Annotated in this window: 20 protein-coding genes; 10 read left to right on the forward strand and 10 right to left on the reverse strand. The window is 72.4% G+C overall.

Features of this window, described 5'->3' with window-relative positions; all coding sequences use genetic code 11:
- The first annotated feature begins 148 nt into the window (after positions 1 to 148).
- From FB388_RS24165 to FB388_RS24190, 6 genes are all read left to right on the forward strand, one after another.
- Complete coding sequence (locus FB388_RS24165; protein WP_142104465.1) at positions 149 to 1,390, forward strand: aminotransferase class V-fold PLP-dependent enzyme; 1,242 nt, start codon at positions 149 to 151, stop codon at positions 1,388 to 1,390.
- Positions 1,391 to 1,444: 54 nt separating this feature from the next.
- Positions 1,445 to 2,746, forward strand: coding sequence for an ABC transporter substrate-binding protein (locus FB388_RS24170; RefSeq protein ID WP_142104466.1), 1,302 nt, complete (start codon positions 1,445 to 1,447; stop codon positions 2,744 to 2,746).
- Between the two features lie 2 nt (positions 2,747 to 2,748).
- Entirely contained in the window at positions 2,749 to 3,723 is a 975-nt protein-coding gene (locus FB388_RS24175; RefSeq protein WP_142104467.1) for a carbohydrate ABC transporter permease, read from the forward strand.
- Entirely contained in the window at positions 3,720 to 4,556 is an 837-nt protein-coding gene (locus FB388_RS24180) for a carbohydrate ABC transporter permease (RefSeq protein WP_142104468.1), read from the forward strand. The genes FB388_RS24175 and FB388_RS24180 overlap by 4 nt, the downstream gene beginning before the upstream one ends.
- 2 nt (positions 4,557 to 4,558) lie before the next feature.
- Positions 4,559 to 6,184: an alpha-amylase family protein gene (locus FB388_RS24185; RefSeq protein WP_142104469.1), complete on the forward strand. Its 1,626-nt coding sequence runs from the start codon at positions 4,559 to 4,561 to the stop codon at positions 6,182 to 6,184.
- Positions 6,185 to 6,280: 96 nt separating this feature from the next.
- Positions 6,281 to 8,071 carry a family 20 glycosylhydrolase gene (locus FB388_RS24190; RefSeq protein ID WP_211362200.1) on the forward strand — a complete coding sequence of 597 codons (1,791 nt, stop codon included), beginning with the start codon at positions 6,281 to 6,283 and terminating at the stop codon, positions 8,069 to 8,071.
- Here FB388_RS24190 and FB388_RS24195 read toward each other — a convergent pair.
- On the reverse strand, positions 8,065 to 9,057 hold the full coding sequence (locus tag FB388_RS24195; RefSeq protein ID WP_142104471.1) for a polysaccharide deacetylase family protein: 993 nt from the start codon (positions 9,055 to 9,057) through the stop codon (positions 8,065 to 8,067). The two genes, FB388_RS24190 and FB388_RS24195, sit on opposite strands and share 7 nt — an antisense overlap.
- A gap of 123 nt (positions 9,058 to 9,180) precedes the next feature.
- Between FB388_RS24195 and FB388_RS24200 the strand changes: the two genes are divergently transcribed.
- On the forward strand, positions 9,181 to 10,755 hold the full coding sequence (locus FB388_RS24200) for a putative glycoside hydrolase (RefSeq protein ID WP_246122348.1): 1,575 nt from the start codon (positions 9,181 to 9,183) through the stop codon (positions 10,753 to 10,755).
- 168 nt (positions 10,756 to 10,923) lie between these two features.
- Here the strand turns inward: FB388_RS24200 and FB388_RS24205 are convergent, their stop codons facing one another.
- The 6 genes from FB388_RS24205 to FB388_RS40940 all read right to left on the reverse strand — a co-directional run bounded on the left by FB388_RS24205 (position 10,924) and on the right by FB388_RS40940 (position 16,710).
- Entirely contained in the window at positions 10,924 to 11,721 is a 798-nt protein-coding gene (locus FB388_RS24205) for an aminotransferase class IV family protein (protein WP_142104472.1), read from the reverse strand.
- 42 nt (positions 11,722 to 11,763) lie between these two features.
- On the reverse strand, positions 11,764 to 13,029 hold the full coding sequence (locus FB388_RS24210) for an RtcB family protein (RefSeq protein ID WP_211362201.1): 1,266 nt from the start codon (positions 13,027 to 13,029) through the stop codon (positions 11,764 to 11,766).
- A 371-nt stretch (positions 13,030 to 13,400) separates the two neighbouring features.
- Positions 13,401 to 14,168, reverse strand: coding sequence for a trans-aconitate 2-methyltransferase (locus tag FB388_RS24215; protein ID WP_142104474.1), 768 nt, complete (start codon positions 14,166 to 14,168; stop codon positions 13,401 to 13,403).
- The gene (locus tag FB388_RS24220; RefSeq protein ID WP_142104475.1) at positions 14,165 to 14,683 is read right to left on the reverse strand and encodes a hypothetical protein; all 519 of its coding nucleotides are present in this window, start codon (positions 14,681 to 14,683) and stop codon (positions 14,165 to 14,167) included. The genes FB388_RS24215 and FB388_RS24220 overlap by 4 nt, the downstream gene beginning before the upstream one ends.
- The gene (dnaG, locus tag FB388_RS24225) at positions 14,680 to 16,545 is read right to left on the reverse strand and encodes a DNA primase (RefSeq protein ID WP_142104476.1); all 1,866 of its coding nucleotides are present in this window, start codon (positions 16,543 to 16,545) and stop codon (positions 14,680 to 14,682) included. Before dnaG ends, FB388_RS24220 begins: the two co-directional genes overlap by 4 nt.
- 39 nt (positions 16,546 to 16,584) lie before the next feature.
- Positions 16,585 to 16,710 carry a hypothetical protein gene (locus FB388_RS40940; protein ID WP_281290463.1) on the reverse strand — a complete coding sequence of 42 codons (126 nt, stop codon included), beginning with the start codon at positions 16,708 to 16,710 and terminating at the stop codon, positions 16,585 to 16,587.
- A gap of 176 nt (positions 16,711 to 16,886) precedes the next feature.
- Between FB388_RS40940 and FB388_RS24230 the strand changes: the two genes are divergently transcribed.
- A complete protein-coding gene (locus FB388_RS24230) occupies positions 16,887 to 17,555 on the forward strand; it encodes an HNH endonuclease family protein (protein ID WP_142104477.1) in 669 nt (222 codons plus the stop codon).
- A gap of 578 nt (positions 17,556 to 18,133) precedes the next feature.
- Here the strand turns inward: FB388_RS24230 and FB388_RS24235 are convergent.
- Positions 18,134 to 19,387: an IS256 family transposase gene (locus FB388_RS24235; protein WP_142098121.1), complete on the reverse strand. Its 1,254-nt coding sequence runs from the start codon at positions 19,385 to 19,387 to the stop codon at positions 18,134 to 18,136.
- 549 nt (positions 19,388 to 19,936) lie between these two features.
- Entirely contained in the window at positions 19,937 to 20,503 is a 567-nt protein-coding gene (locus tag FB388_RS24240) for a TetR/AcrR family transcriptional regulator (protein WP_142104478.1), read from the reverse strand.
- Positions 20,504 to 20,550: 47 nt separating this feature from the next.
- Here FB388_RS24240 and FB388_RS24245 point away from each other — a divergent pair, with 47 nt between their 5' ends.
- Positions 20,551 to 21,876 (forward strand): cytochrome P450, encoded by a 1,326-nt coding sequence (locus FB388_RS24245; protein WP_142104479.1) that lies wholly within the window; start codon positions 20,551 to 20,553, stop codon positions 21,874 to 21,876.
- Complete coding sequence (sigJ, locus tag FB388_RS24250; RefSeq protein WP_142104480.1) at positions 21,870 to 22,754, forward strand: RNA polymerase sigma factor SigJ; 885 nt, start codon at positions 21,870 to 21,872, stop codon at positions 22,752 to 22,754. The genes FB388_RS24245 and sigJ overlap by 7 nt, the downstream gene beginning before the upstream one ends.
- On the opposite strand, the gene FB388_RS24255 is transcribed toward sigJ, so the two are convergent.
- Positions 22,720 to 23,307: a carboxymuconolactone decarboxylase family protein gene (locus FB388_RS24255; protein WP_142104481.1), complete on the reverse strand. Its 588-nt coding sequence runs from the start codon at positions 23,305 to 23,307 to the stop codon at positions 22,720 to 22,722. The genes sigJ and FB388_RS24255 overlap by 35 nt on opposite strands.
- Positions 23,308 to 23,411 lie beyond the last annotated feature (104 nt).

A 23,411-nucleotide genomic window follows, 5' to 3' on the forward strand; every position in this document is an offset into this window, starting at 1 on the left:
CGGGTGCAGCAACCAGAAGTCATCTAATGACTACTCGCGCCACTGCCCTTGCGCGTGCTGTTTCGACCTGTCAAAGTCCCCGGTCATCCGATGTGTTGTCGCGACTGTCGAACGTCTCCGGCAGCCAGCCCGTCAGATGTGGAGTTCCGTGAGCGAGACCGAGGTCCTCACCGCCCCGCGGCCGCTGCGGCTCGCCGGCGGCAGGCCGGCCACCGAGGCGTGGTCCCTCGACCCCGGCATGAGGCACCTGAACCACGGTTCGTTCGGCGCGGTCCCGCTGGTGGCGCAGGAGCTGCAGAACCAGCTGCGCGCGGAGATGGAACGCGCCCCGGTCGTGTGGTTCCCGGCGCTGCCGCAGCGGATCGCGGCCGCCCGGCGCGAGATCGCCGCTTTCCTGAGTGTCGCCCCCGGCGACCTCGCGCTGGTGCCGAACGCCAGCGCGGGCGTCAGCGCGGTGTACGCCGCGCTCCCCCGCCGCCGTGGCGGCGAGATCGTCGTCACCGACCACGGATACGGCGCCGTGACGATGGGGGCCGAGCGGCTGGCCCGCCGCTGGGGCGGGACCGTCCGCACCGCCCGCGTGCCGCTGGACGCGGACGACGAGCAGGCGTACGAGGCGGTGCTCGCCGAGGTCGGCGACGCCACCGACCTGATCGTCGTGGACCAGATCACCTCGGCGACCGCGCGCCGCATGCCCGTCGCGCGGATCGGCGCGGAGGCCCGGCAGCGGGGTATCCCGCTGCTGGTCGACGGCGCGCACGCCCCCGGCCTCATCGAGGCCCCGCTGGCCGGCCTGGACTGCGACTTCTGGGTCGGCAACCTGCACAAGTGGGCCTGTGCGCCGCGCGGCACGGCCGCCCTCATCGCCCGCGGCCCACTGCGCGACGCGCTCCACCCGCTGATCGACTCGTGGGGTGCCGCCGAGCCGTACCCCGAGCGGTTCGACCACCAGGGCACGGTCGACGCCACCAGCTACCTGGCGGCGCCGGAGGCGCTCGGCTTCGTCGAGCGGACCTGGGGTTGGGGAACCGTCCGCCGCTACATGGACGATCTGGCCGGCTACGCCGAGCGCGTCGTCGGAGCCGCGTTCACCGAGCTGACCGGCGCCGGCAGCGCCGTCGACGTCGGCGAGCCGGTGCCCGGCATGCGTCTCGTACGGCTACCCGACGGCCTGGCCGACGGCCGCGTCGCCGCCGACGAGCTGCGCGACCGTGCGGCCCGGGAGCTCGGCGTCGAAGCCGCCTTCACCAGCTTCGGCGGAGCCGGCTACCTGCGCCTGTCCGCCGCCGTCTACAACACCGCCGCCGACTACGAGCACTTCGCCGACGCCTGCGTCCCCGTACTCGGCGAGTGGGCCCGCGCTGCTCGCCGGCAGCACCCCGCGCCCTAGCCCGTCCCCGAGCCGCCGCAGCGTGGCGGCACGACCCGGAAGGAAGGTCAGCCCATGAGGAGAAGGACGGCAGTGCTCGCGCTCGGCGTGGCCGCCGCGGTTGCCCTGTCCGGCTGTTCCGCCCTGACCGGCGGCGACAGCGGGAAGGTCACCCTCAACATGGTGGAGAGCCTCACGAACCCCACCCGCACCGACCTGCTGAAGCAGCTCATCGGGGACTTCGAGCAGCGACACCCGAACATCGACGTGAACCTGGTCTCGCCCCCCACCCAGCAGGCGGACCAGAAGCTGCAGCAGATGCTCGTGTCGGGCAGCGGCGTCGACGTGCTCGAGGTGCGCGACATCACCGTCGGCCCCTGGTCGACCAACGGCTGGCTGCACGACATGACCGCCGACCTCGAGGGCTGGGCCGGCTGGCAGGCGATGACCGACAACGCCGTCAGCGCCGCCAAGGACGCCCAGGGCAAGACCTACCTCGTGCCGTACGGCTTCTACGGGCTGAGCCTCTTCTACCGCAAGGACCTGGTCACGCAGGCCGGTTTCGCCGCACCACCTGCCAGCTGGGCGGAGCTGCTCCAGCAGGCGTCGGCCATCCACGACCCCGCCCAGCGCCGGTACGGCTACGCCTTCCGTGGCGGCGCCAACGCCAACAGCAACGTCACCGCGGCCATCTCGGCGTACGTCGCCGACGAGATCGACCCCGAGAACGCGTTCCGGGTGAAGAGCGGCGCCACCATCTTCTCGACCCCGGCGGCCCGCGACGCCGTCGAGACCTACTTCGAGCTGTTCCGCAAGGCCTCCCCCGAGTCGTCCGTCGCCTGGGGATACCCGGAGATGGTCGAGGCCTTCTCCAACGGGTCCACCGCCTTCCTGCTGCAGGACCCCGAGGTGATCGCCACCGTCGGCGAGTCCAAGGCGATCTCGCCGGACCAGTGGACCACGGCCCCGCTGCCGACCGGCCCGAGCGGCAAGACCGTCCAGCCGCTCGCCACGGCGGGCTGGGGCATCGCCGCCACCAGCGCGCACAAGGCCGAGGCGCTCGAGCTGGTGCGGTTCCTCTCCGAGGGTGACGCGGCCACGAGGTTCGCCAAGGGGAACAGCCTCGTGCCGATCCTGGCCTCGGCAGGCCAGGACGAGTTCTACCGGACCGGTCCGTGGGCGAGCTACGTGACGATGACCCAGCACCCCGAGACGTACATCAACGTCACCCAGCCGCGCGGCGTCGCGTGGTGGACCGAGTGGGAGCAGAAGGCCGACGCCGACGTGCAGAAGGTGCTGCTCGGCAAGATGGCGCCCGCCGAGCTGCTCACCGAGTGGGACGCCTTCTGGACCAAGAAGTGGCAGCAGGGGAAGTAGGCGTGGCGGCGACGTCCCCGACGACCGGGCCCGCGCAGACGCGCCGCCCCCGCCCCGCGACCACGTCGCCGGGCCGGGGCGGCCGCAGGCGCGAGTTCACCACCCGCCGCGGCCTGGTCATCGCCGCGTACCTGGCCCCGGCCGCGATCTTCGTCGCGATCTTCACGTACTACCCGGTGCTCGCGGGCGGCCAGATGGCCTTCCGCAACTGGAAGCTGACGGACCTGACCGACACCTCGTGGGTGGGTCTGGACAACTTCCGCGCCATCGTCGCCGACCCGGCCTGGGGCACGGTGCTCGGCAACACCGTCGTGTGGGTGGTCGGCTCGATCGTGCCCCAGCTGGTGATCGGCTTCGCGCTCGCGCTGTGGCTGCGCCGGAGGTTCCGCTTCCGCGGCCTCTACCAGGCGTTGATCTTCTTCCCGTGGGCGGTCTCCGGGTTCCTCATCGGCATCCTCTTCCGCTGGCTGTTCAACAGCGAGTTCGGCGCGGTCAACGACCTGCTGCAGAAGGCGGGCCTCATCGACGAGCCGATCCCCTGGCTGGCCTCGCCGGGCACGGCGATGACCGCGGTGGTGATCGCCAACATCTGGTACGGCGTCACCTTCTTCGCGATCATGATCCTGGCCGCGCTGCAGTCCATCCCCGACGAGCTGTACGAGGCGGCCGCGCTCGACGGAGCCGGCCGGACGCGCACGCTGTTCCAGATCGTCATCCCCTACATCCGCACCACGCTGGTCCTGACCGTGCTGCTGCGGGTCATCTGGACCTTCAACTTCCCCGACCTGATCTTCGGCATGACCGGCGGGGGCCCGAACGACGAGACGCACATCGTGACCACGTGGATGATCAAGACGACGCAGCAGGGCGACTACGGCAGGGCCTCCGCGCTCGGCCTGATCGTCGTCGCCGGGCTGCTGGTGTTCGCGGTCTTCTTCCTGCTGGCCACCCGCGAGCGGCGAGAGGTGAGGTCGTGATCGGCAAGGAGACCACGGCCGGCCGGGCCACGAGGTTCGCCTTCCTCGGGCTGTGGCTGCTCTTCACCGCCTTCCCGCTCTACTGGATCGCGGTGACCTCGCTGAAGGCGCCCGGCGACATCTTCTCCTACCCGATCGCCTACTGGCCCGAGCCGTTCTCCCTCGAGAACTACCGCGGCCTGTTCGACAAGGCCGACTTCGGCGTCTACCTCACCAACAGCCTGCTCGTCTCGACCGTGGCCGCCACGCTGGCCACGGCGATATCGATGCTGTCGGGGTACGTGCTCGCCCGCTTCGAGTTCCGCACGAAGTCCGCGCTGCTGATGGCCGCGCTGGTCACGCAGATGATCCCGTCCTTCATCGCGCTCGGGCCGCTCTACCTGCTGATGACCGACCTGGGCCTGGTCGACAACCGGATCGGGCTCGTCGTCGTCTACGTCGCGGTGTGCATCCCGTTCTGCACCGTGATGCTGCGCGGGTTCTTCGCCAACATCCCCGAGGCCCTCGAAGAAGCGGCGATGATCGACGGGCTGTCCCGGTTCAGCGCCCTGTTCCGGGTGCTGCTGCCCGTCATGCGGCCCGGGATCGCGGCCGCGTTCATCTTCAACTTCGTGAACTGCTGGAACGAGCTGTTCCTGTCGGTGACGCTCATGAACAGCGACGCCAACAAGACCGTCCCCACCGCGCTCAACGGCTTCATCTCCAGCTTCAACATCGACTGGGGCTCGATGTCGGCAGCGGCTGTGCTCACGATCGCCCCCACGATGCTGCTGTTCGCCTTCGCCAGCCGGCACATCGTCCAGGGCCTCACCTCCGGCGCGGTCAAGGGCTGAACGTGTCCGTGATCGACGTACCCCTCCCCGACTCCGTGCACGTGGTCACCGGGGCGGACGAGGTGCCGCGCGCCGCGGCAGCAGCGCGACCCGGCCGCTGGACGGCGCCCGGCGTCGAGGTGACCGCCCGCCACGAACCGGCCGGCGCCCTGCGGGTGGTGCTGCGCGCGCCCGGCACGGACGGGCTGTCCACGGTCGCGCTGCGCTGGCGGCACCACCCCGGCGGCCGCCGCCCGGCCCTCGTGCTCGGCGACGCATGGGAGCGGTCGTACGGCGAGCTGCAGTGGCGCGGCATCCAGCCGGAGCGGCCGCTGCCCTGGTACTGGCTGGGTACCGACCCGTCCACCGGCACCACCGCCGGTTTCGGCGTACGGACCCGCGCCGGCGCGTTGTGCTGCTGGACCGTGGACGAGGACGGCACGACCCTGTGGCTCGACGTGCGCTCCGGCGGCCTGCCCGTGCTGCCCGGGAACCGGGAGCTCGCCGCCGCCACGGTCGTCGGCGTCGCGGCCGGCGCCGACACCACCCCGTACGCGGCACTGCAGGACCTGTGCGCCGCCATGTCCCCCGATCCGCTGCTGCCCGAGCACCCGGTCGTCGGCTGCAACAACTGGTACTACGCCTACGGGAGGGACTTCGGTCCCGACGCCGTGCTGCGCGACGCCACCACCATCGCCGAGTACGCGGGCGACCACCCGGTGCGCCCCTTCTGCGTGGTCGACGACGGCTGGACGGAGGGGGGCGGCACCGCTCCCGGCGGCCCCTGGGACAGCGGACTGCCCGGGGTGTTCGACGACATGGCTGGCCTGGCCGCCGACATCGCCGCGCGGGGCGCACGGCCGGGCCTGTGGTTCCGGCCGCTGCTGTCGCGCGTCGCGACCGCGGGGACGCGCGCGGACGCCGCCGGGCCGGGCCCGTTCCCCCTCGACCCGTCTCAGGAGGCCACCCTGGCCGCCGTCGCGGCCGACGTCGCCCGATTCCGCGACTGGGGCTTCGAACTGGTCAAGCACGACTTCAGCACCTACGACGTCTTCGGGCGCTTCCACCCGGGAACACCGGCGCGGATGGCCGAACCCGGCCGGGGGTTGGCCGACCGCGGCCGCACCAGCGCCGAAGTGCTCGTCGCCCTCTACCGCACCATCGCCGAGGCAGCAGGCGACGCGCTGGTGATCGGCTGCAACACCGTCGGGCACCTGGCCGCGGGCCTCGTGCAGATCCAGCGCACCGGCGACGACACGTCGGGGCGGCACTGGGAACGCACCCGCCGCATGGGCGTCAACACGCTCGCGTTCCGGCTGGCCCAGCACGGCCGCTTCTACGCCGTGGACGCCGACTGCGTGCCGTGCACCCCGGCCACCGAGTGGGCGCTGAACCGGAGGTTCCTCGACCTGGTGGCCCGCTCCGGCACCGCGCTGTTCGTCTCCGTCGACCCCGCGGCCCGCACCCCCGAGGTCGACGCCGACCTCACCGCAGGGATCCGGCTCGCCCTCGACGGCGGGCAGCCGGGCGGGATCGAGCCGCTGGACTGGCTCGAGACCACGGCCCCGCGCCGGTGGCGCGCCGGCGGCCAGGACCTCGCCCACGACTGGTCGCAGCCCTGGGGCGCGTGGCCGCTGCTCCCGCCGTAGGAACGCACGTCCGGCTCACCCGAAAGGTCGGGATGCCCGCGCTCGCGGCGCCTCGCCACGTGCCCGCGCCGTTCCCGACAAGGCAACATGATCGCCGTGCAGTCGTCGATCGCTCACCTGTTCCCGGTCCCCCGCTCGCTCGAGGTGCTCGGCGAGCCCGGACCTGCTCCGGATGCGCCCGTGGAGGTGCACGTCGACCCGGACCTGCCCGAACAGGGATACACCCTCGTGCGCGACGCCGACGGCACGCGGATCGGCCATCGCGACGACGCCGGGCTGCGCTACGCCCGCCAGACCCTCGACCAGGTGCGCGCCGACCCCGAGCTCGCCGGCCGCGCGGTGCGCGTGCGCGACTGGCCGGACTTCCCCGTGCGCGGCTTCATGCTCGACATCAGCCGCGACCGGGTGCCCACCCGCCGCACGCTGCGCCGCTACGTCGAGATCCTCGCCGCCGCGCGGATGAACCAGCTCGAGCTCTACACGGAGCACACCTTCGCCTACGCCGACCACGCCGAGGTGTGGGCGCGGGCCAGTCCGCTCACCGCCGACGACATGCGCTGGCTGGACGCCCTGTGCGCCGCGCACGGGATCACGCTCGTGGCCAACCAGAACACGCTCGGGCACATGGAGCGCTGGCTGGCCCACGACCGCTACCGGGACCGAGCGGAGTCGCCGGACGGGTTCACGCTCGGCGGCCACCACCGCTCGCCCAGCACGCTCCAGCCCACCCCCGACAACGCCGAGTTCGCGCTCGCGCTGGTCCGCGAGCTCGCGGACACGGTCCGCGCACGCCGGGTCAACATCGGCGCCGACGAACCGTGGGAGCTGGGGAAGGGACGCAGCGCCGCCGACGCCGCCGAGCGCGGCCTCGGCCAGGTGTACCTCGACCACCTGCTGCGCGTGGCCACCCCGCTGCTCGAGGACGGCTACGAGGTCCAGTTCTGGGCCGACGTACTCGCCGACCACCCCGAGGTCGCCGAGGCCCTGCCGGCGGCCGGCCTCATCCCCGTCGTCTGGCAGTACGACGGCCCGGCGCACGCCCGCGCGGCGCTCGACCGGGCCACCCCGGAGCAGCGCGAGCAGTGGGCGGCCGACGGGTTCGACATGGAGCCGCTCGCCGGGGGCTTCCGGGAGCGGGCCAAGTCGCTCACCTCGGCCGGGCGGCCGTTCTGGGTGGCGCCGGGCACCGGGGCGTGGAACTCGATCGTGGGGCGGCTGGGCAACGCGGTGGAGAACCTCGTCGACGCCGCCGAGATCGGCCGCGAGCACGGCGCCGGTGGGTACGTGGTCACCACCTGGGGCGACCACGGCCACGTGGAGCCGCCGCCGGTGACGTACCCGGGGCTGCTGTACGGGGCGGCCGTGAGCTGGTGTCTGGACAGCAACCGGGACGTGGACCCGGCAGCGGCGCTGGACCGCGTGGTCTTCGACGGCCCGGGCCTGGGTGCCGCGCTCGCCGCGGCTGGATCGGTCGCCGACCTGGTCGACGCACCGCTCCTCAACGGCTCCGTGCTCGCCTCGGCCCTGTTCGGGAGCGAGGACGCGCCCGCCGTGGCGCCCGAGGCGTTGGCCGAGGCCGAGCGCGTGCTGGCCGGCGCGGCCGACGCCCTCGCCAACGCGCGGCCGGCCGCCGCCGACGGGGACGTCGCGGTGCGGGAGACCGCGCAGGCGGTCGCGCTCGCCCGCTTCGCGGTGGCGCTGCTCGCCGCGGGTGGGATCACCGCGTTGACGCCCGCGGCCGCCGGCGAGCTGCTGCACCGCCTGGACGCGCTGGTCGTCGAGCAGCGCGCCTGCTGGTTGCTCAGCGCCCGCCCCGGCGGGCTGGACGACAGCATCGCGAAGTTCGCCCCGCTGCGGTCCGCCCTGGCACGACGAGCCGCTCAGTAGGGAGAGGCGGCCGCTGCGTACTGGGCCGCCGGGGAGGCCTTGCCCGTCGGGTAGGAGATCACCGCCGGGTTGCCGTCGGAGGTGTAGCGGGTGCCGGGGCTCGCCGCCATCTTGTCGAGCCACACGCTGGACCCGAACTCGGCCTCGCTCCCGTTCGGACCCTGCGAGCGGATTCGCGGGATGGCGAGCGGCGTGAACTCCTCGGCGAACGGGGACGGCGCCGGGTTCGCGCCCACCAGCAGCACGCCGGAGTAGTCGTAGCCGTTCCCGCGCGCCGCCAGCTGCGGGTCGCGCGGCCGCGCGCCGAACGGGAGCGCGAGCGTGACGGGCTGGTAGCCGGGGACCGCCTGCCGGATGGCCTGGTCGCCGCGGGCGATGTCCTGCCGCGCCTTCTCCGGCGACGCCGTGCGCAGGTTCAGGTGGCCGAACGTGTGGTTGCCGATCTCGAAGCCGTTGTCGTGCAGCCAGCGCAGGGCAGCCGCGCCGGCAGGACCCCCACCGAACGGCTCGGCGTTGACGTACATGCTCGCCACCGGCCGGAACCCGGGATGGGCGGCGGCGACGTCGAGGAGGATGCGCACCGCCGAGTTCGGCGCGGGCTTGCCGTCCGGGCCGAGGGTGATCTGGGTCGGGTCGCCGTCGTCGAACGTCAGCACCACCGGGTGGGCGCCGGCCGGGATGTCGATGCGCCCGGCCGCCATCTCGGCCGTGGTGACGGGCACGTAGTTCTCGCGCGCGAGGCGTTCCAGCTCGGCGCGGAAATCGTCGGGAGTGCGGTCGTAGACCGATACGGGTGTGGTGATGATCCGGTGGTACATGAGCACCGGGATGCGGCCGAGCTCGTTGGCCTGAACCTGCGCGGGATCGACGGGCGCAGGAGCCGGGGCCGGGGCTGCAGAATTGGATTCGGCGGGGTCGGAATCCGTTCCACAACCGGCGGCGAGAAACACGGCGACCGCCGCCGCGACGATACGCAACCGAGGCATGAGGCGACGCTACCCGGGCCACCACCCGGATTATCCCTCGATCACACCATTGTGTTGTTCCAGCACACGGACCGTCCGGGAACTGGGACAGTGATCACCTTCAACCGTGTCGAAGGAGTTCCGATGGACCGCCCGGTGTCCGCCCCCCACCGGTTCCTGGTGCCGGGTGCGATCGCGCTGATCGTTGCCGGCATGCTGGTTCTGGTCGTGGCATGGCTGCAGCCGGACGTCACCGTGACCGGAGTGGCCGACGGCGGGTCCTACACCCCCGCAGCCCTGCGTGACGTCCAGATCACCGCGCTCGCCGATCCGGCGGAGGTCGAGGTCCTGCTCGACGGCGCCCCGGCACCGGTGCGTCGCGACGGGCCCCGTTTCGTGCTCGACGCGTCCGCGCTCCCCGAGGGGGAGCACACCCTCGCCGTCAACTCCCCCGACGCGGCCATGCCGCTGCCCGGCCCCGGCACGACCATCGACTTCACGGTGGACGCCACCCCGCCCGCCCTCAACGTCGATCCGGTGCCGCCGACGGCGCTCGACGCGTCTGCCGAGGTGAAGGGCCGGGCCGAGGGCGCCACGGAGCTCCTCGTCAACGGCGCGCCCTTCGAGCTGGACGACGACGGGGCCTTCTCGGTCACGGAAGCGGCCGGCGCCGCCGACGTCGACCTGCTCGCCCGCGACGCGGCCGGCAACACGACCGCGCGGAAGGTGCCGATCCCCGTGCAGCACCCGGGCATGCGGGCGGTGCACATGACGGCACAAGCGTGGAGCGCTCCGTCGCTGCGCGAGCCCGTGCTGCAGCTGGCGAAGGAACGCGCCATCGACACGATCCAGCTCGACATCAAGGACGAGAGCGGCGAGGTGGGGTACGCGTCAGAGGTGCCGCTGGCCGTCGAGGTCGGCGCGGCCAAGGGCTACTACGACGCGCGCGCCGTGCTCGACCAGCTGCACGCCATGGGCGTGCGGGTCGTCGGGCGGATCGTGGCGTTCCGCGACCCGGTGCTCGGGGCGGCCTCCTGGCGCGACGGCCACCGCAACCGGCTGGTGCAGAACGCAGGCGGTGGCCCCTATTCGGGTGGTTACGGTCAGCATTCTTTCCTGAACTTCGCCAATCCCGAGGTGCGGGCCTACAATATCGCGCTCGCCGCGGAGGCGGCCGCCCTCGGGTTCGACGAGATCCTCTACGACTACGTCCGACGGCCCGACGGCGCGATCAGCGGAATGCATTTCGAGGGCCTCACGGTCTCACCCGAACAGTCGATCGCCGACTTCCTCGCGGAGACGCGTCCGGAGGTGCGCAAGCACGGCGCCCTGCTCGGCGCGTCGGTTTTCGGGATCGCGGCGACACGCCCCACCCAGATCGCGCAGGACATCACGATGATGGCGCCGTACACCGACTACGTGGCGCCGATGGTGTACCCGTCGCACTGGGGTCGCGGGGAGTACGGGGTGGCGAGCCCGGAGTCGTCGCCCTACGACATCACCGCCCGCTCCCTCGGCGACTTCGTGAAGCTCACCCAGGGCACCCCCACCTCGGTGATCCCGTGGCTGCAGGCCTTCAGCCTCCGGGTGCCGTACGGGGCGGCCGAGGTGCGGGCGCAGATCGATGCCGCCGAGTCCACCGGCATCCGCTCGTTCATCCTCTGGGACCCCAACTGCCGATACACCCAGGCCGCCGCGCTGCGGCCCGCAACCCAGTAGTAAGTGCCCCCGACCGGACGTCCTGCACGAATCTCGACGGCCCAGCTCCCCGCTGGCCGCAGCGGCGAACCGGCCGAGTACGCCCGGTACGAGGCCGGTCCGCCGCCGCACCCAACGGAAACCTGGATCCGCCGATATCCACACAGCACGTCCGGTCGGGGGCACTGATCAGGGCGCGACGAGCGGTTCCGCCTCGTAGGCCCGGTGCAGGAGCTCGAGGAACTCGGGCGCCTCCGGCACCGGCACCGGGCCGATCCGGCGCACCGCGACCCCGGGCGTCCACGAGTTCATGACGACGGCGCCGCGGAGCGCCGGCAGGTCGGCGAGGGTGATCTCCTTCTCCCGCTGCGGCACGCCGAGGCGGTCCAGCTGCCTGCGCAGGATGCCCATCGTGATGCCGCGCAGCACCTCGGCCTCGGGCCACACCACCGCGTCGCCGTCCCAGAACGCGAGGTTCCAGATCGTCGCCTCGCTGAGCCGCCCCCCGCGGTCGACGAAGGCGGCGTCGTCGAACCCCTGCGCGACGGCCTGGCGCAGCAGGTAGGTCTTGGCGACCTCGCCGACGTGCTTCACGGCCGGGACGTCGCGCTCGTGTTCGACGGCTGTCAGCGCCAGCGGGCCCTCCGGGCCGGACGCGGGCGGCCCGGTGCGGACCAGCACGTCGAGCCCAGCGCCCTCGCCGGCGAACTCACCGGCCGGCTGGTACGCGAACGCCTGCAGCGACGCGTCCGCCGGGCCCGCCTCGACGGCCGCGCGCAGGTAGGAGCGCACCTGTTCGTCGGGCAACGCGTTGCCGAACAACAGCACCGACGCCGTGCGCAGCCGCTCCAGGTGCAGGTCGAGCGCCCGGACCCGGCCCCCGCGCACCTGGGCGGCGGTGAAGTGCGCGTAGCCCGCGAACGCGAGCGGGGCCAGGTCCTCTGTGGTGGCCGGGCGGCCGTTGCGGTGGACGACGAAACTGCTCATGGCCCGAACGTAAGGGCTGACATCCGTGTCAAGGTCAAGCCGTCAGTCGCCCTTCACGTTCAGCACCTGGCGCAGCGTGTGGTCCACGGTCACCAGATCCTTCGCGTCCTCCATGATCTGGTCGATGTCCTTGTACGCCGAAGGGATCTCGTCGAGGAACGCCTCCGCGTTCGTCGCCCGCCACTCGATGCCCCGCATGGCCTCGGCGAGCTGCTCCACCGTGAACCTCTCCCGCGCGGCCCGCCGGGAGAAGTTGCGGCCCGCGCCGTGCGGCGCCGAGTTGAACGACGCCGGGTTGCCCAGGCCGGTCACCACGTACGAGCGGGTGCCCATCGAGCCCGGGATGAGCCCGCGCCGACCGGCGGACGCATCGATCGCCCCCTTGCGGGTGAGCCAGACGTCGGTGCCGAAGTGCCGCTCCTGCTCGGTGTAGTTGTGGTGGCACTGGACGTCCTCGGCCCGCTCGATGTCCCGGCCCGCCCACTCGGCGATGCAGCCGACGATCCGGTCGAGCATCTCGGCGCGGTTCTCGAGCGCGAAGCGCTGGGCCCAGCGCAGCTCCCGGATGTAGTGCCAGAACTCGTCGATCCCCTCGGGCAGGTAGGCGAGGTCGCGGTGCGGCAGCTCGATCCACCACCGCTCGCACAGCTGCTGCGCGATGCGGACGTGCCGCTGCGCGATCTTGTTGCCGACCCCACGCGAGCCCGAGTGCAGGAACACCCAGAGCCGGTCGGCCTCGTCGAGGCACAGCTCGATGAAGTGGTTGCCCGAGCCGAGGGTGCCGAGCTGCAGCCGCCAGTTGCCCGCGTAGGAGGCCGGGTCGAACTCCGCCCGCTCCGCGAGCGCCTCCAGCTCGGCGACGCGGGCGGCGGCGGTGTCCGTCAGCTTCCGGTTGTAGCCGCCCTTGGAGACGGGAACGGCCGCCTCGATGGCCTTCCGCAGCGCCGGCAGCTCACCACGCTCGGCGATGTCGTCCTTCGTCAGCCGGGTGCGCACCGCCGCCATGCCGCAACCGATGTCGACGCCGACGCTCGCCGGCATCACCGCCTTCACGGTGGGGATCACGCTGCCCACGGTCGATCCCATGCCGAGGTGCGCGTCGGGCATCAGCGCCACGTGCGGTCGCACGAACGGCATCCGGGCGGTCTGCAGCGCCTGCTCACGCGTGGCGGACTCGAGGATCGACGCCCAGTTCAGCAGGCCCTTGGTGATCTGCTCCACTGCAGTGGTGTACCAGCCGCTCGTCAGCAGTACGCGCGAGTTGCCTCCCGGGGTCGAGTAGCGGCGCGTATCGAGACCGGGTCTCACGGGTCAGGGCCTCCTGGCGGCGCCGCGCATTGTGCGGGGCCCGCTTCGCGGGCAAGCCCGTGCCTGCCCCTTCTGGCGCGCGACGCCGCCAGGAGGCCGGTCTTCGGCGATCTCCTTGCCACCGCGCACCCGGTCCCCGCTCAGGCACCCCGAGCAGCACACCACGGTGCCGCCCGCGACCGGAAGTACTGCTCGCGCCGGCCAGACCACCTCATGATCGGCGACTGGGCGCGTTTCCCGACGCAGGGCGTCGGTATTCGCACCGAAACGCTGATCATGCCCGCGAGACCAGCCTTCGGTGGCGCCGCGCGCAAAAAGGGCAGGCCCGATGGCCTGCCCGCGAGGCGGGCCCTCAGGGGTCGACCACCTGGTCAACTCGTCTGCGCCACCGCGAAGATGCGGCGGAACGGGAACCAGGTGCTCCCGTCCGGACGCATCGGGTACGCGGCGCGGAGGCGGGGCGCCAGCGCGCCGCGGAAGGCCTCGTAGTCGCCCGGGTCGAGGGCGTCGCGCACCGGGCGCAGCGCCGTGCCGCTGATCCACTTCAGCACCGGGTCGGGGCCCGTGAGCCGGTGCAGGTAGGTGGTCTCCCAGACGTCCACGTCCGCCGCCTGCGAGGCGAGGAGCTCGGCGTAGTGCGCCGGTTCCGGCACCGTCGAATCCCCGCGCACCTCCGCGCGCCCCCGCCACCGCGGCTCGGCCAACAGCTCGCGGACCAGCGCGTGCGACGGGGCGCCGAAGTTGCCCGGCACCTGCATCGCGAACCACGCCCCGGACGGCAGCGCCTCCAGCCAGCGCGGCAGCAGCTGCGGGTGCGACGGCACCCACTGCAGCACCGCGTTGGTGACCACGACGTCGGTGTCCGGGGCGGGCACCCAGTCGACGACGTCGGCCAGCTCCGCGTCGATCCCGCGCTCCCGGGCGGCGGCAACCATGTCCGAGGAGGAGTCGAGGGCGCGCACGTGGGCGTCGGGCCAGCGGGCGGAGAGCACCGAGGTGAGGTGGCCCGGCCCGCAGCCGAGGTCGACGACCCGGCGCGGCGACGTGGCCCCCACCCGCGCGAGCAGGTCGCGGAACGGGCGCGAGCGGTGGTCGTCGAAGTCGAGGTAGAGCGCGGGGTCCCAGGTGGGGGCGGTCATGCGCGACCCAGGGTGCGCTCGACGTCGGCCACGACCTGGCGCACGACGGCCGGATCGGTGCCCTTGTCGGGCCGTACCTGCAGCACGACGCCGTCGCGGCCGGCCACCTTGCGCTGCACGAACCAGGCACCACCGCCGGGCAGGTCGCGGTGGTGGCGGCTGCGGATCGACCCCTCCACCCGGGCGTGCACCGTCTCCGGCACGCGGCCGGGGTCGACCAGCCGCAACCGGCGGGGCGGCAGGTCGGCCAGTAGGACGGCGCCTCCGATGCTCTCGGTCTCCTCCGCCTCGACGACGGTGAGCGCACCGTTCCCCCAGCTGGCCTTGCTGACCAGGTGCCACCCCACGAGCCGCGACCCGTCGGCACCCGGCAGCCACAGCCCGTGGGAGGTGACGACGAGGTGCGAGTCGTCGGCGAGCGCGGCGACCGCGAGCACCCGCTCGTCGGCGGAGAGCCGCCCTGCGACCTCGGCGGGTATCTCCTCGCGCCCCAGCAGCTTCCGGAAGAGCTTCATCGCGCCGCCTGCTCGCGCAGCGCGATCCGGTACTGCTCCAGCGGCACCAGGTCGCCGAAGAGCTGGTGGTAGGCGTCGGACTCCTCCACCGGGTTGGTGCGCTGCAACCGGGCCTTGAGCTCCGCCACCTGCGCCTCCACCAGCGCCAGCCGAACCCCGGCGATGACACTGCCGACGTAACGGGCCTCGTCGGTGTTCCGCCTGGGCAGCTCGAGGGGCTCCACGGCCAGCTCGGTGACCAGCGGGCGCGCCTCCTGCGAGCACTCCGCGAGCACCGCCTCCAGCCACACGTGGCCCTCGCGGCCGCTGCACACGCCACCCGCGGCCTGCACGGCGCGGTGCACCGCGGCGAACACCGGGTGGACGAAGACCTGCTCGGGCAGCTCGTCGTAGCTCGGACCGGCCACGGCCGGGATCTGCAGGGCCGCCTTGAGCGCCTCGCGCTGCAGGTGCAGCCGCGGGTCGTCCTTGGGTGGCGGGGTGGGGGCCTCGCGGCGCCCATTGCGGGCACCGCGCACCGGCTCGGGCGGGGCACCTGCCGCCTCCCGGACCCGCCGGACCACCATCGCGATGTCGTCCCAGCTGGTCCAGCCCGCGAGGCGGCGGGCGTACTCGTCGCGCAGGTCCTCCCGCTTGATCCGCGCCACCAGCGGCACCGTGCGCTGCAGCGCGGCGACCCGGCCCTCCGCGGTGTCCAGGTTGTGGTCCCGCAGCATGCTGCGGATCGCGAACTCGAACAGCGGCTCGCGGCGCGCCACCAGGTCGCGCACGGCCGTGTCGCCGTGGGCCTGGCGCAGCTCGCACGGGTCCTGCCCGTCGGGTGCGACCGCGACGAACGTCTGCGCCGCGAAGCTCTGGTCGCCCTCGAACGCCTTGAGCGCGGCCGCCTGCCCCGCCGCGTCGCCGTCGAAGGTGTAGATCACCTCGCCGAGGTCGAACGAGTCGTCGCCGATGAGGCGGCGGATCACGGAGATGTGCTCGGCGCCGAAGGCCGTGCCACAGGAGGCGACGGCGGTGGGCACGCCGGCCAGGTGCATCGCCATGACGTCGGTGTACCCCTCGACGACCACCACCTGACGGCGCTTGGCGATCTCCCGCTTGGCGAGGTCGAGCCCGAAGAGCACGTGCGTCTTGCGGTAGACCGGCGTGTCGCTGGTGTTGAGGTACTTGGCCTCGATGCCGTCGTCGTCGAACAGCCTCCGCGCGCCGAACCCGACGACGTCACCGCCGAGGTCCTTGATCGACCACAGCAGCCGCCGGTGGAACCGGTCGATCGGCCCGCGCCTGCCCTCCTTGGACAGACCGGCCTTCATCAGCTCGTCGAGCGTGAACCCGGCGGCGAGCAGGTGGCGCGTGAGGTTGTCCCAGCCGGCGGGCGCGTATCCGCAGCCGAAGTGCTGGGCCGCCGCGACGTCGAAGCCGCGACTGGTGAGGAACTGGACGGCCGGTGCCGCTTCCGGCGTGTGCAGCTGCGCGGCGTAGAACTCGGCGGCCTTCTTGTTGGCCTCGAGCAACCGGGAGCGCGTGCCGCGGTCGCGCTGCACCGAGCTGCCGCCGCCCTCGTAGGTGAGCCGGTAGCCGACCCGCTCGGCGAGCCGCTCCACGGCCTCGACGAACGAGATGTGGTCCATCTTCATGAGGAACGCGATGGCGTCGCCGCTCTCGCCGCAGCCGAAGCAGTGGAACGTGCCGTGGCTGGGCCGCACGTTGAACGACGGGGTCTTCTCGTCGTGGAACGGGCAGAGGCCCTTCACCGAGCCGGCCCCGGCGCGGCGCAGGGTGACGTACTCACCGATGACCTCGTCGACGCGGACGCGGTCGCGGACCTCCGCGATGTCACTGTCCCGGATCCGGCCCGCCACATGCAGGAGTCTAGGCAGACCCACCGACGAGCCGGCGCGCTACCGGCGGTGCCGCTCCGGCGCGCGGTCCCGGTCGAGCATCAACGGCACCGCGGCCATCACCAGGAGTACGGCGAGCCCACCACCCGCAGCGAGGACGGTGAGCAGTTCCCCGAAGTTCGTCATGCCTCCACGATCCGCCCGGCATGCGAAGAGCGGCCTCAGCCAGAGGTATGGATTCCGCAAGAACAGTCGGCCGTTCGGCCGATGAATCGGGCCACGGCGCCCTCGACCCCGTACGGGTGACGCACCACGTGCATCATATGACGGTGCGTAACCGGGGGTGCACTGGCTTCATCCTGATGATCCTGACCACCGCACTGCTGACGGGCTGCGCCGAGTTCCAAGTGCGGATCGAGCCCAGGCAGGCCCCGACCGGCGACGCCGCAACGGCACTAGCCGCGCTTCCGGTCAAGGGCAGGGCACCGCTCACCGGGTACGACCGCGACCAGTTCGGCCAGAGCTGGCGCGACATCGACCGCAACGGCTGCGACCAGCGCAACGACGTGCTCGCCCGCGACCTCACCGACGTCGAGTACAAGTCCGGCACCCGCGACTGCGTGGTGCAGTCCGGGACGCTCGCCGACCCGTACACCGGCCGCACGATCCCGTTCCGGCGCGGCCAGGACACCAGCGACGACGTGCAGATCGACCACGTCGTCGCGCTCTCCAACGCGTGGCAGACCGGGGCCCAGCAGCTCGACATCGGGGCCCGCGAGCTGTTCGCGAACGACCCGCTCAACCTGATGGCCACCGAGGGAGCGGTCAACCAGTCGAAGGGCGACGGCGACGCGGCGACGTGGCTCCCACCCGCCCGGGACTACCGCTGCACCTACGTGGCCCGGCAGGTGGCGGCGAAGGCCAAGTACCACCTGTGGGTCACCGCCGCGGAACGGGACGCGATCGCCGGCGTGCTGAGCGACTGCCCCGGCCAGGAGCTGCCGCCGGACTCGGGTGTCCCGGGGCCATAGACGAGTGAACGCCCGCCCGATGGGCGTGCACATCGTGTGGTGTCGGTGCACATGGCCGGCGGTGTGTGTCGTGGCGGGAAGGTGTGCACGGTGCCTCTTGTGCGTTCCGCGGAACGCGCGCGGTGCCGTTGTGGTGGGGAGACCGTTCCGGTGGGCGCGCCGTACCCGGCTCGGGCCTCCCAGCCTCACCTGTCCGCCCCCGGCTGCTGGTGTGGCGATCCGGTTCACCTCTCCCCCCCTTATGGAGATGGCTGGGTTGGGTTCACTACCGAATTCCGTGGTTGCGCTGGCGGCCGTCCCCGACGCGGGGGCACGGCGGTCCCTGACGAACACGAAACCTGGGAGCGACGCAACCGGCTGTGGTCCCGTTCCCACCCCGACCACCCCGGCTGATCATGGACGTTTTGTGCGAGAAGCCTCATCCCTGGATTGGTCTGACCTGACCGTGCGGGATGGGCTTGGGTGTGAAGGTCGGGACCACAGCAGGTCGCGTGGCACGCAACCGCGGCGGTCTCGTCCTCGAGGCCACGTCCGCGGAGGTGGTGTACAAGATCGCCCCCGCGTGATCTTGGTGAAGGTTATGCGGTGAGCGCCTCGGTTGTCACCGGTGGCTCGCTGGTGGCCGGGTTGGGTTCGGTGGTGATGATGCGGATGCGGGACTTGGCCAGCAGTTCCAGGCCCATGTAGCGGCGGCCTTCGGTCCATTCGTCGCTCTGCTCGGCCAGGACGGCGCCGACCAGGCGGATCAGGGCGTCGCGGCCGGGGAAGATCCCGACCACGTCGGTGCGGCGGCGGATCTCCTTGTTCAGCCGCTCTTGCGGGTTGTTGGACCAGATCTGGCGCCAGATCTCGCGTGGATAGCTGGTGAAGGCCAGTAGCTCGGCGCGGGCCGCTTCGAGGTGTTGGGCCGCGTCGCGGAAGCGGGGCTCGAGGGCGTCGATGACGCGGTCGTACTGGGCGTGCACGGCGTCGGTGTCGGCCTGGTCGAAGATGGTGCGCACCTGGGTGGCCACGTGCGGCTGCGCGCTCTTCGGGACGCGGGTGAGCAGGTTGCGCAGGTAGTGGGTGCGACACCGCTGCCAGGCCGCGCCGGGCAACGCGGAGCCGATCGCCGCGACCAGGCCGGGGTGGGCGTCGGAGATGACCAGCTGCACCCCGGACAGGCCGCGGGCGACCAGTCCGCGCAGGAACGCCAGCCAGCCGGCGCCGTCTTCGGCGCTGGCGACGTCCAGGCCGAGGATCTCCCGATGGCCATCGGCGTTCACCCCGGTCGCCACGAGCGCGTGCACGTTGACCACGCGGCCGTCCTCGCGGACCTTCACCACGAGAGCGTCGACCCAGACGAACGTGTAGGGCCCGTGATCGAGGGGGCGCTGCCGGAACGCGGTGACCTGGGCGTCGAGGTGGGTGGCCATCTCCGACACCTGCGATCGGGACAGCGACTTGACGCCGAGCTGCTCGGCGAGGCGCTCGACTCGGCGGGTGGAGACGCCGAGTAGGTAGGCGGTGGCCACGACGGTGACCAGGGCCTGCTCGGCGCGGCGGCGGTGGGTCAGCAGCCAGTCGGGGAAGTAGGAGCCCTCGCGCAGCTTCGGCACGGCGAGCTCGACGGTGCCGGCGCGGGTGTCCCATTCCCGGGCCCGATACCCGTTGCGCCGGTTGACCCGCTCCTGGCTGCGTTCGCCGTAGTCGGCGCCGCAGGCCTGGTCGGCCTGGGCGGACATCATCGCGTTCGCCAGCGAGGCGATCATCTGCCGGAGTAGATCCGGCGACGCGCCCTGCAGCTGCTGCTCCAACAGTTCGGTGACCTCGATATGGTGCGGTGCGGCCATCGTGGTGATCCTCTCGGTGAGTTCCTTGGTCGGTACTCATCAAGATCACGCGGTGGCCGTCTCACATCACGACGCCACGCCGCTCACCAGCGAGGGACTCGTACACCACCTCTGAGGACGCAGCCGTCCTCGACCGCCGTGCCCCCAAGTCGGGGACGGCCGGCGACGCAACCACAGAATTCGGTAGTTGACCCAACCCAGCCACCCTCACAACTGAAGGGGCCGACCGGAACCTGGGGAACACCCGAGAGGCCGAGGAACGGGGCCGGGCGCCGAGAGGCCCGAGCCGGGAACGGCGCGCCCACCGGCGACTCACCGACCAGGTCGACCCGATGAGAACCGATCAGGACGCAGGGACCGCGCCGCCGGGCGACCATGATCCGAACTGGCGGTTGCCCATGGCTGTACCGACAACCATGACCGCCCGATACACCGGATCATGCCCACCAAGATCGCGTGTATCGGTTGCCCATGGCTGCCGCCACAGCAATAGCGAACCGATACACCGGATCATGCCGCGACCACCCAGCACGAGCACCGACGCACTGGCTAGTCCGCACCCAGCGCCAGCATGAACGCGTCGGCGAGGTCCGAACCGGACGGGGTGGCGTCCGGGTCGAGCAGCCACTGCACGAGCAGGCCGTCGCAGACCACGATCTGGAAGGTGGCGAGCGCCCTCGCCGGACCCGCGGGCACCCCGATGATCTCGGTGATCATCGCCGCGACGGACGCGCGGCTCTGCTCGTAGATCGCCGCGAGCTGGGCACGCAGCTCGGGTTGGCGTTCGGCCTGGGCGAGCGCCTCGGTGAACGCCACGGCGAGCCCGCGGTACTCGGCGAAAGAGGTGATCATCGCGTCCCAGGACGCCGCGAGCAGCGTCTTCGTGTCGGCGGTCGGCTCGACGGCGAGCGCGAGCGACCGGACTCGCTCGGCCCACTCCTGGAACGACTCCCCCAGCGCCGCGTTGAGCAGTGCCTCCTTGGAGCCGAAGTGGTAGCCGATCGAGGCGAGGTTCGTGCCCGAGTCGGCCACCAGGTCCCGTGCGGTCGTGCGCGCGTACCCGCGTTTCTCCAGGCAGCGGCGCGCCGCGGCGAGCAGGTCCTCCCGGTGTCCCACGCGGCGATCCTAGTCACCGGATCTATACGTACGTATGATCGGCCGACATGGACACCGTCCCGGGCCCCCGCCTCCCACTGGCCGTCCAGACCCCGCTGCTCTGGGGACTCCCCCGCTGGTGGCTCGCCCGCTGCCACCGCCGCTACGGCGACACCTTCGCCGTGCGCGTGGCGCCCATCGGCACGGTCGTGTTCCTCGCCGATCCCGACGACATCAAGACGGTCTTCGCAGGCGACCCCGCGACCTACCGCGCCGGCGAGGGGAACACCGTGGTGGGCGGTGTCCTCGGCGAGAGCTCCCTGCTCCTGTTGGACGGGCAGGAGCACCGCGAACGACGTCGGCAGATGCTGCCCCCGTTCCACCGGGACGCGGTGCGCCGCCAGACCGAGCAGATGGCTGCGATCGCCGCCGCGGACGTCGCGACGTGGCCCGTCGGTCGCGAGTTCCGGGTGGCACCGCGGATGTCCGCGATCACGCTCGAGGTCATCCTGCGCATCGTGATCGGCACGCGGGACGAGCGCCGCCTCGACGCGCTGCGCCGGGCGCTGCCGCCCGTCGTCGACACGGGGTTCATGGCGGCCGCCGCCATGATCCGTCCGAGCGTGCTCGGCCTCAGGCCGTGGGCCGGTGTGCGCCGCGCGCGTGCCGAGGCCGGCCGGCTGCTCCGCGCCGAGATCGCGAACTGCCGCACCGACCCCGAACTGGACGAGCGGACCGACGTCCTCGCGATGCTGGTCCGCTCGGCGGACATGACCGACGACGAGCTGCGCGACCAGCTCATGACGCTGCTGCTGGCCGGTCACGAGACCACCGCCACCGCGCTGTCCTGGACCCTCGAACGGCTCGTGCGCCACCCCGCCGCGCTCGCCCGTGCGGTGCGCGCCGCGGACGAGGGCGACGACGACTACCTGGACGCGATCGTCCGGGAGAGCCTGCGGGTGCGTCCCGTGCTCTTCGACGTGGTCCGCAAGCTGACCGCACCCGTCGAGCTGGCCGGACGCAGGCTGCCCGCGGGGGTGACCGTCTCGCCGGCCATCGGGCTCGTGCACAACTCGGCGAGGCACTACCCCGACCCGCTGCGCTTCGACCCCGACCGGATGGTCGGCGCCACGCTCACCCCGACCACGTGGCTGCCGTTCGGCGGCGGTGCGCGGCGCTGCCTCGGTGCGACGTTCGCGCAGGTGGAGATGCGGGTGGTGCTGCGCGAGATCCTGCGCCGCGTCGAGCTGGCCCCCACCACCGCCCGGTCCGAGCGCCAGCGGGCCAAGCACATCACGCTCGTCCCGCACCGCGGGGCCCGGATCCGGGTCCTCGCCCGCCGCCCGGCGCCGGTGGCCGCGGGCGCCGGCGGCGTAGCGTCGGGATCATGCTGACCGACGAGCGGGTGTTCGAGGAGCATCGGGCACATCTCGTCCGGGTCGGCTACCGCATCACCGGCAGCGTCGCCGACGCGGAGGACGCGGTGCAGGAGGCGTGGCTGCGGCTCGCCGGGCTCGACGAGGAGACGCGGGCGAAGATCCGCGACGAGCGCGCCTGGCTCACCACCGTCGTCGGCCGGCTGTGCCTCGACCGGCTCCGCTCCGCCGCCGCCCGCCGCGAACGGTACGTCGGCCCGTGGCTGCCCGAGCCGCTGCTCACCACCGGCGAGGCCGACGAACCGCTCGCCGCGGTGGTGCGCGACGAGGGTGTGCGGATGGCCGCGATGGTGGTGCTGGAGCGGCTGACCCCGCCGCAGCGGGTGGCGTTCGTGCTGCACGAGGCCCTGGCGCTGCCGTACGCGCACATCGCGGACGTGCTCGGCTGCTCGGAGCCCGCAGCCCGCCAGCACGCGGCACGGGCCCGCCGGATCGTCGCCGACGCCGACCCGCCGCCACGCGCATCCACGGCGGAGCAGGAGGCCCTGCTGACCCGGTTCGCCGAGGCGATGTCACGGGCCGACGGAGCCGCGCTCGTCGAGCTCCTGCACCCGGACGTCGTCTGGCTGAACGACTCGGACGGCAAGACGCGGGCGGCCCGCCACCCGGTCGTCGGCGCGGAGAAGGTCACCCGGCTGCTGCTCGGGCTCCTCGACAGGTACGGCGAGAACATGCTGCGCGGCACGCCCGTGCAGGTGAACGGCGAGCCCGGCATGCGGCTCCCGGCGGGCGTGTCACCGGCCGGCGCGGTCGGGGTCTTCGCCGTCCGCGACGGCCGGATCGCCGCCATCTACTACCAGGTCAACCCCGAGAAGCTGGCGCACCTGCCGGCTTGAGGCGCACCTTGCAGGCCGCGTCGAAGCCCTGGTCGGTGATACCGAGGGCGTGGTTGAACCGGCCGCGCATGTTCTCCAGCGCGATGGAATGGGTGAGCTCCACGACCCCGGCCCGCCCGAACTCGGCCTCCAGCTCGGCCACCTGCACGTCGGTCACCGTCATCGGCTGGGCGGTCATCGCGTCGGCGTAGGCGATCGCGAGCCGCTCGGCCCGGTCGTAGAGCGGGCTGGTCCGGTACTCGTCGATGTGCTGCAGCCGCTGGACGTCGAGCCCGTCGAGGCGCTGCAGCATGGTGCCGAAGTCGACGCACCACGAGCAGCCCACCACCGTGGCCGTCCGGTACACGGCCAGCTCGCGCACCCGCTTCGGCAGCACGCGGGGCGCCCACTCCTGCACGCCGTCGGCCACCAGCGACGCCCAGAACAGCCGAGGGTTGTGCCGGACCACCGCGAACGGCTCCGGGACGTCGCCGAACATCCGGCGCGCCAAGCGGTACACGAGCCGGCCGAAGAACCCGGCCTCGGACTCGGGAACCGCGGGAATGCGTGGCATGTCGCCCTCCTCGATGTCGATGTCATCAGGAGGACGAGACGGTCCGGGAGTTCGTGACGGCTCGGGGCGCCGATCCGTTCGTGAACGTGTCGGTTAACGAGCGT

Origin of the sequence: Pseudonocardia cypriaca (assembly GCF_006717045.1) — a bacterium.
Lineage (GTDB): Bacteria > Actinomycetota > Actinomycetes > Mycobacteriales > Pseudonocardiaceae > Pseudonocardia > Pseudonocardia cypriaca.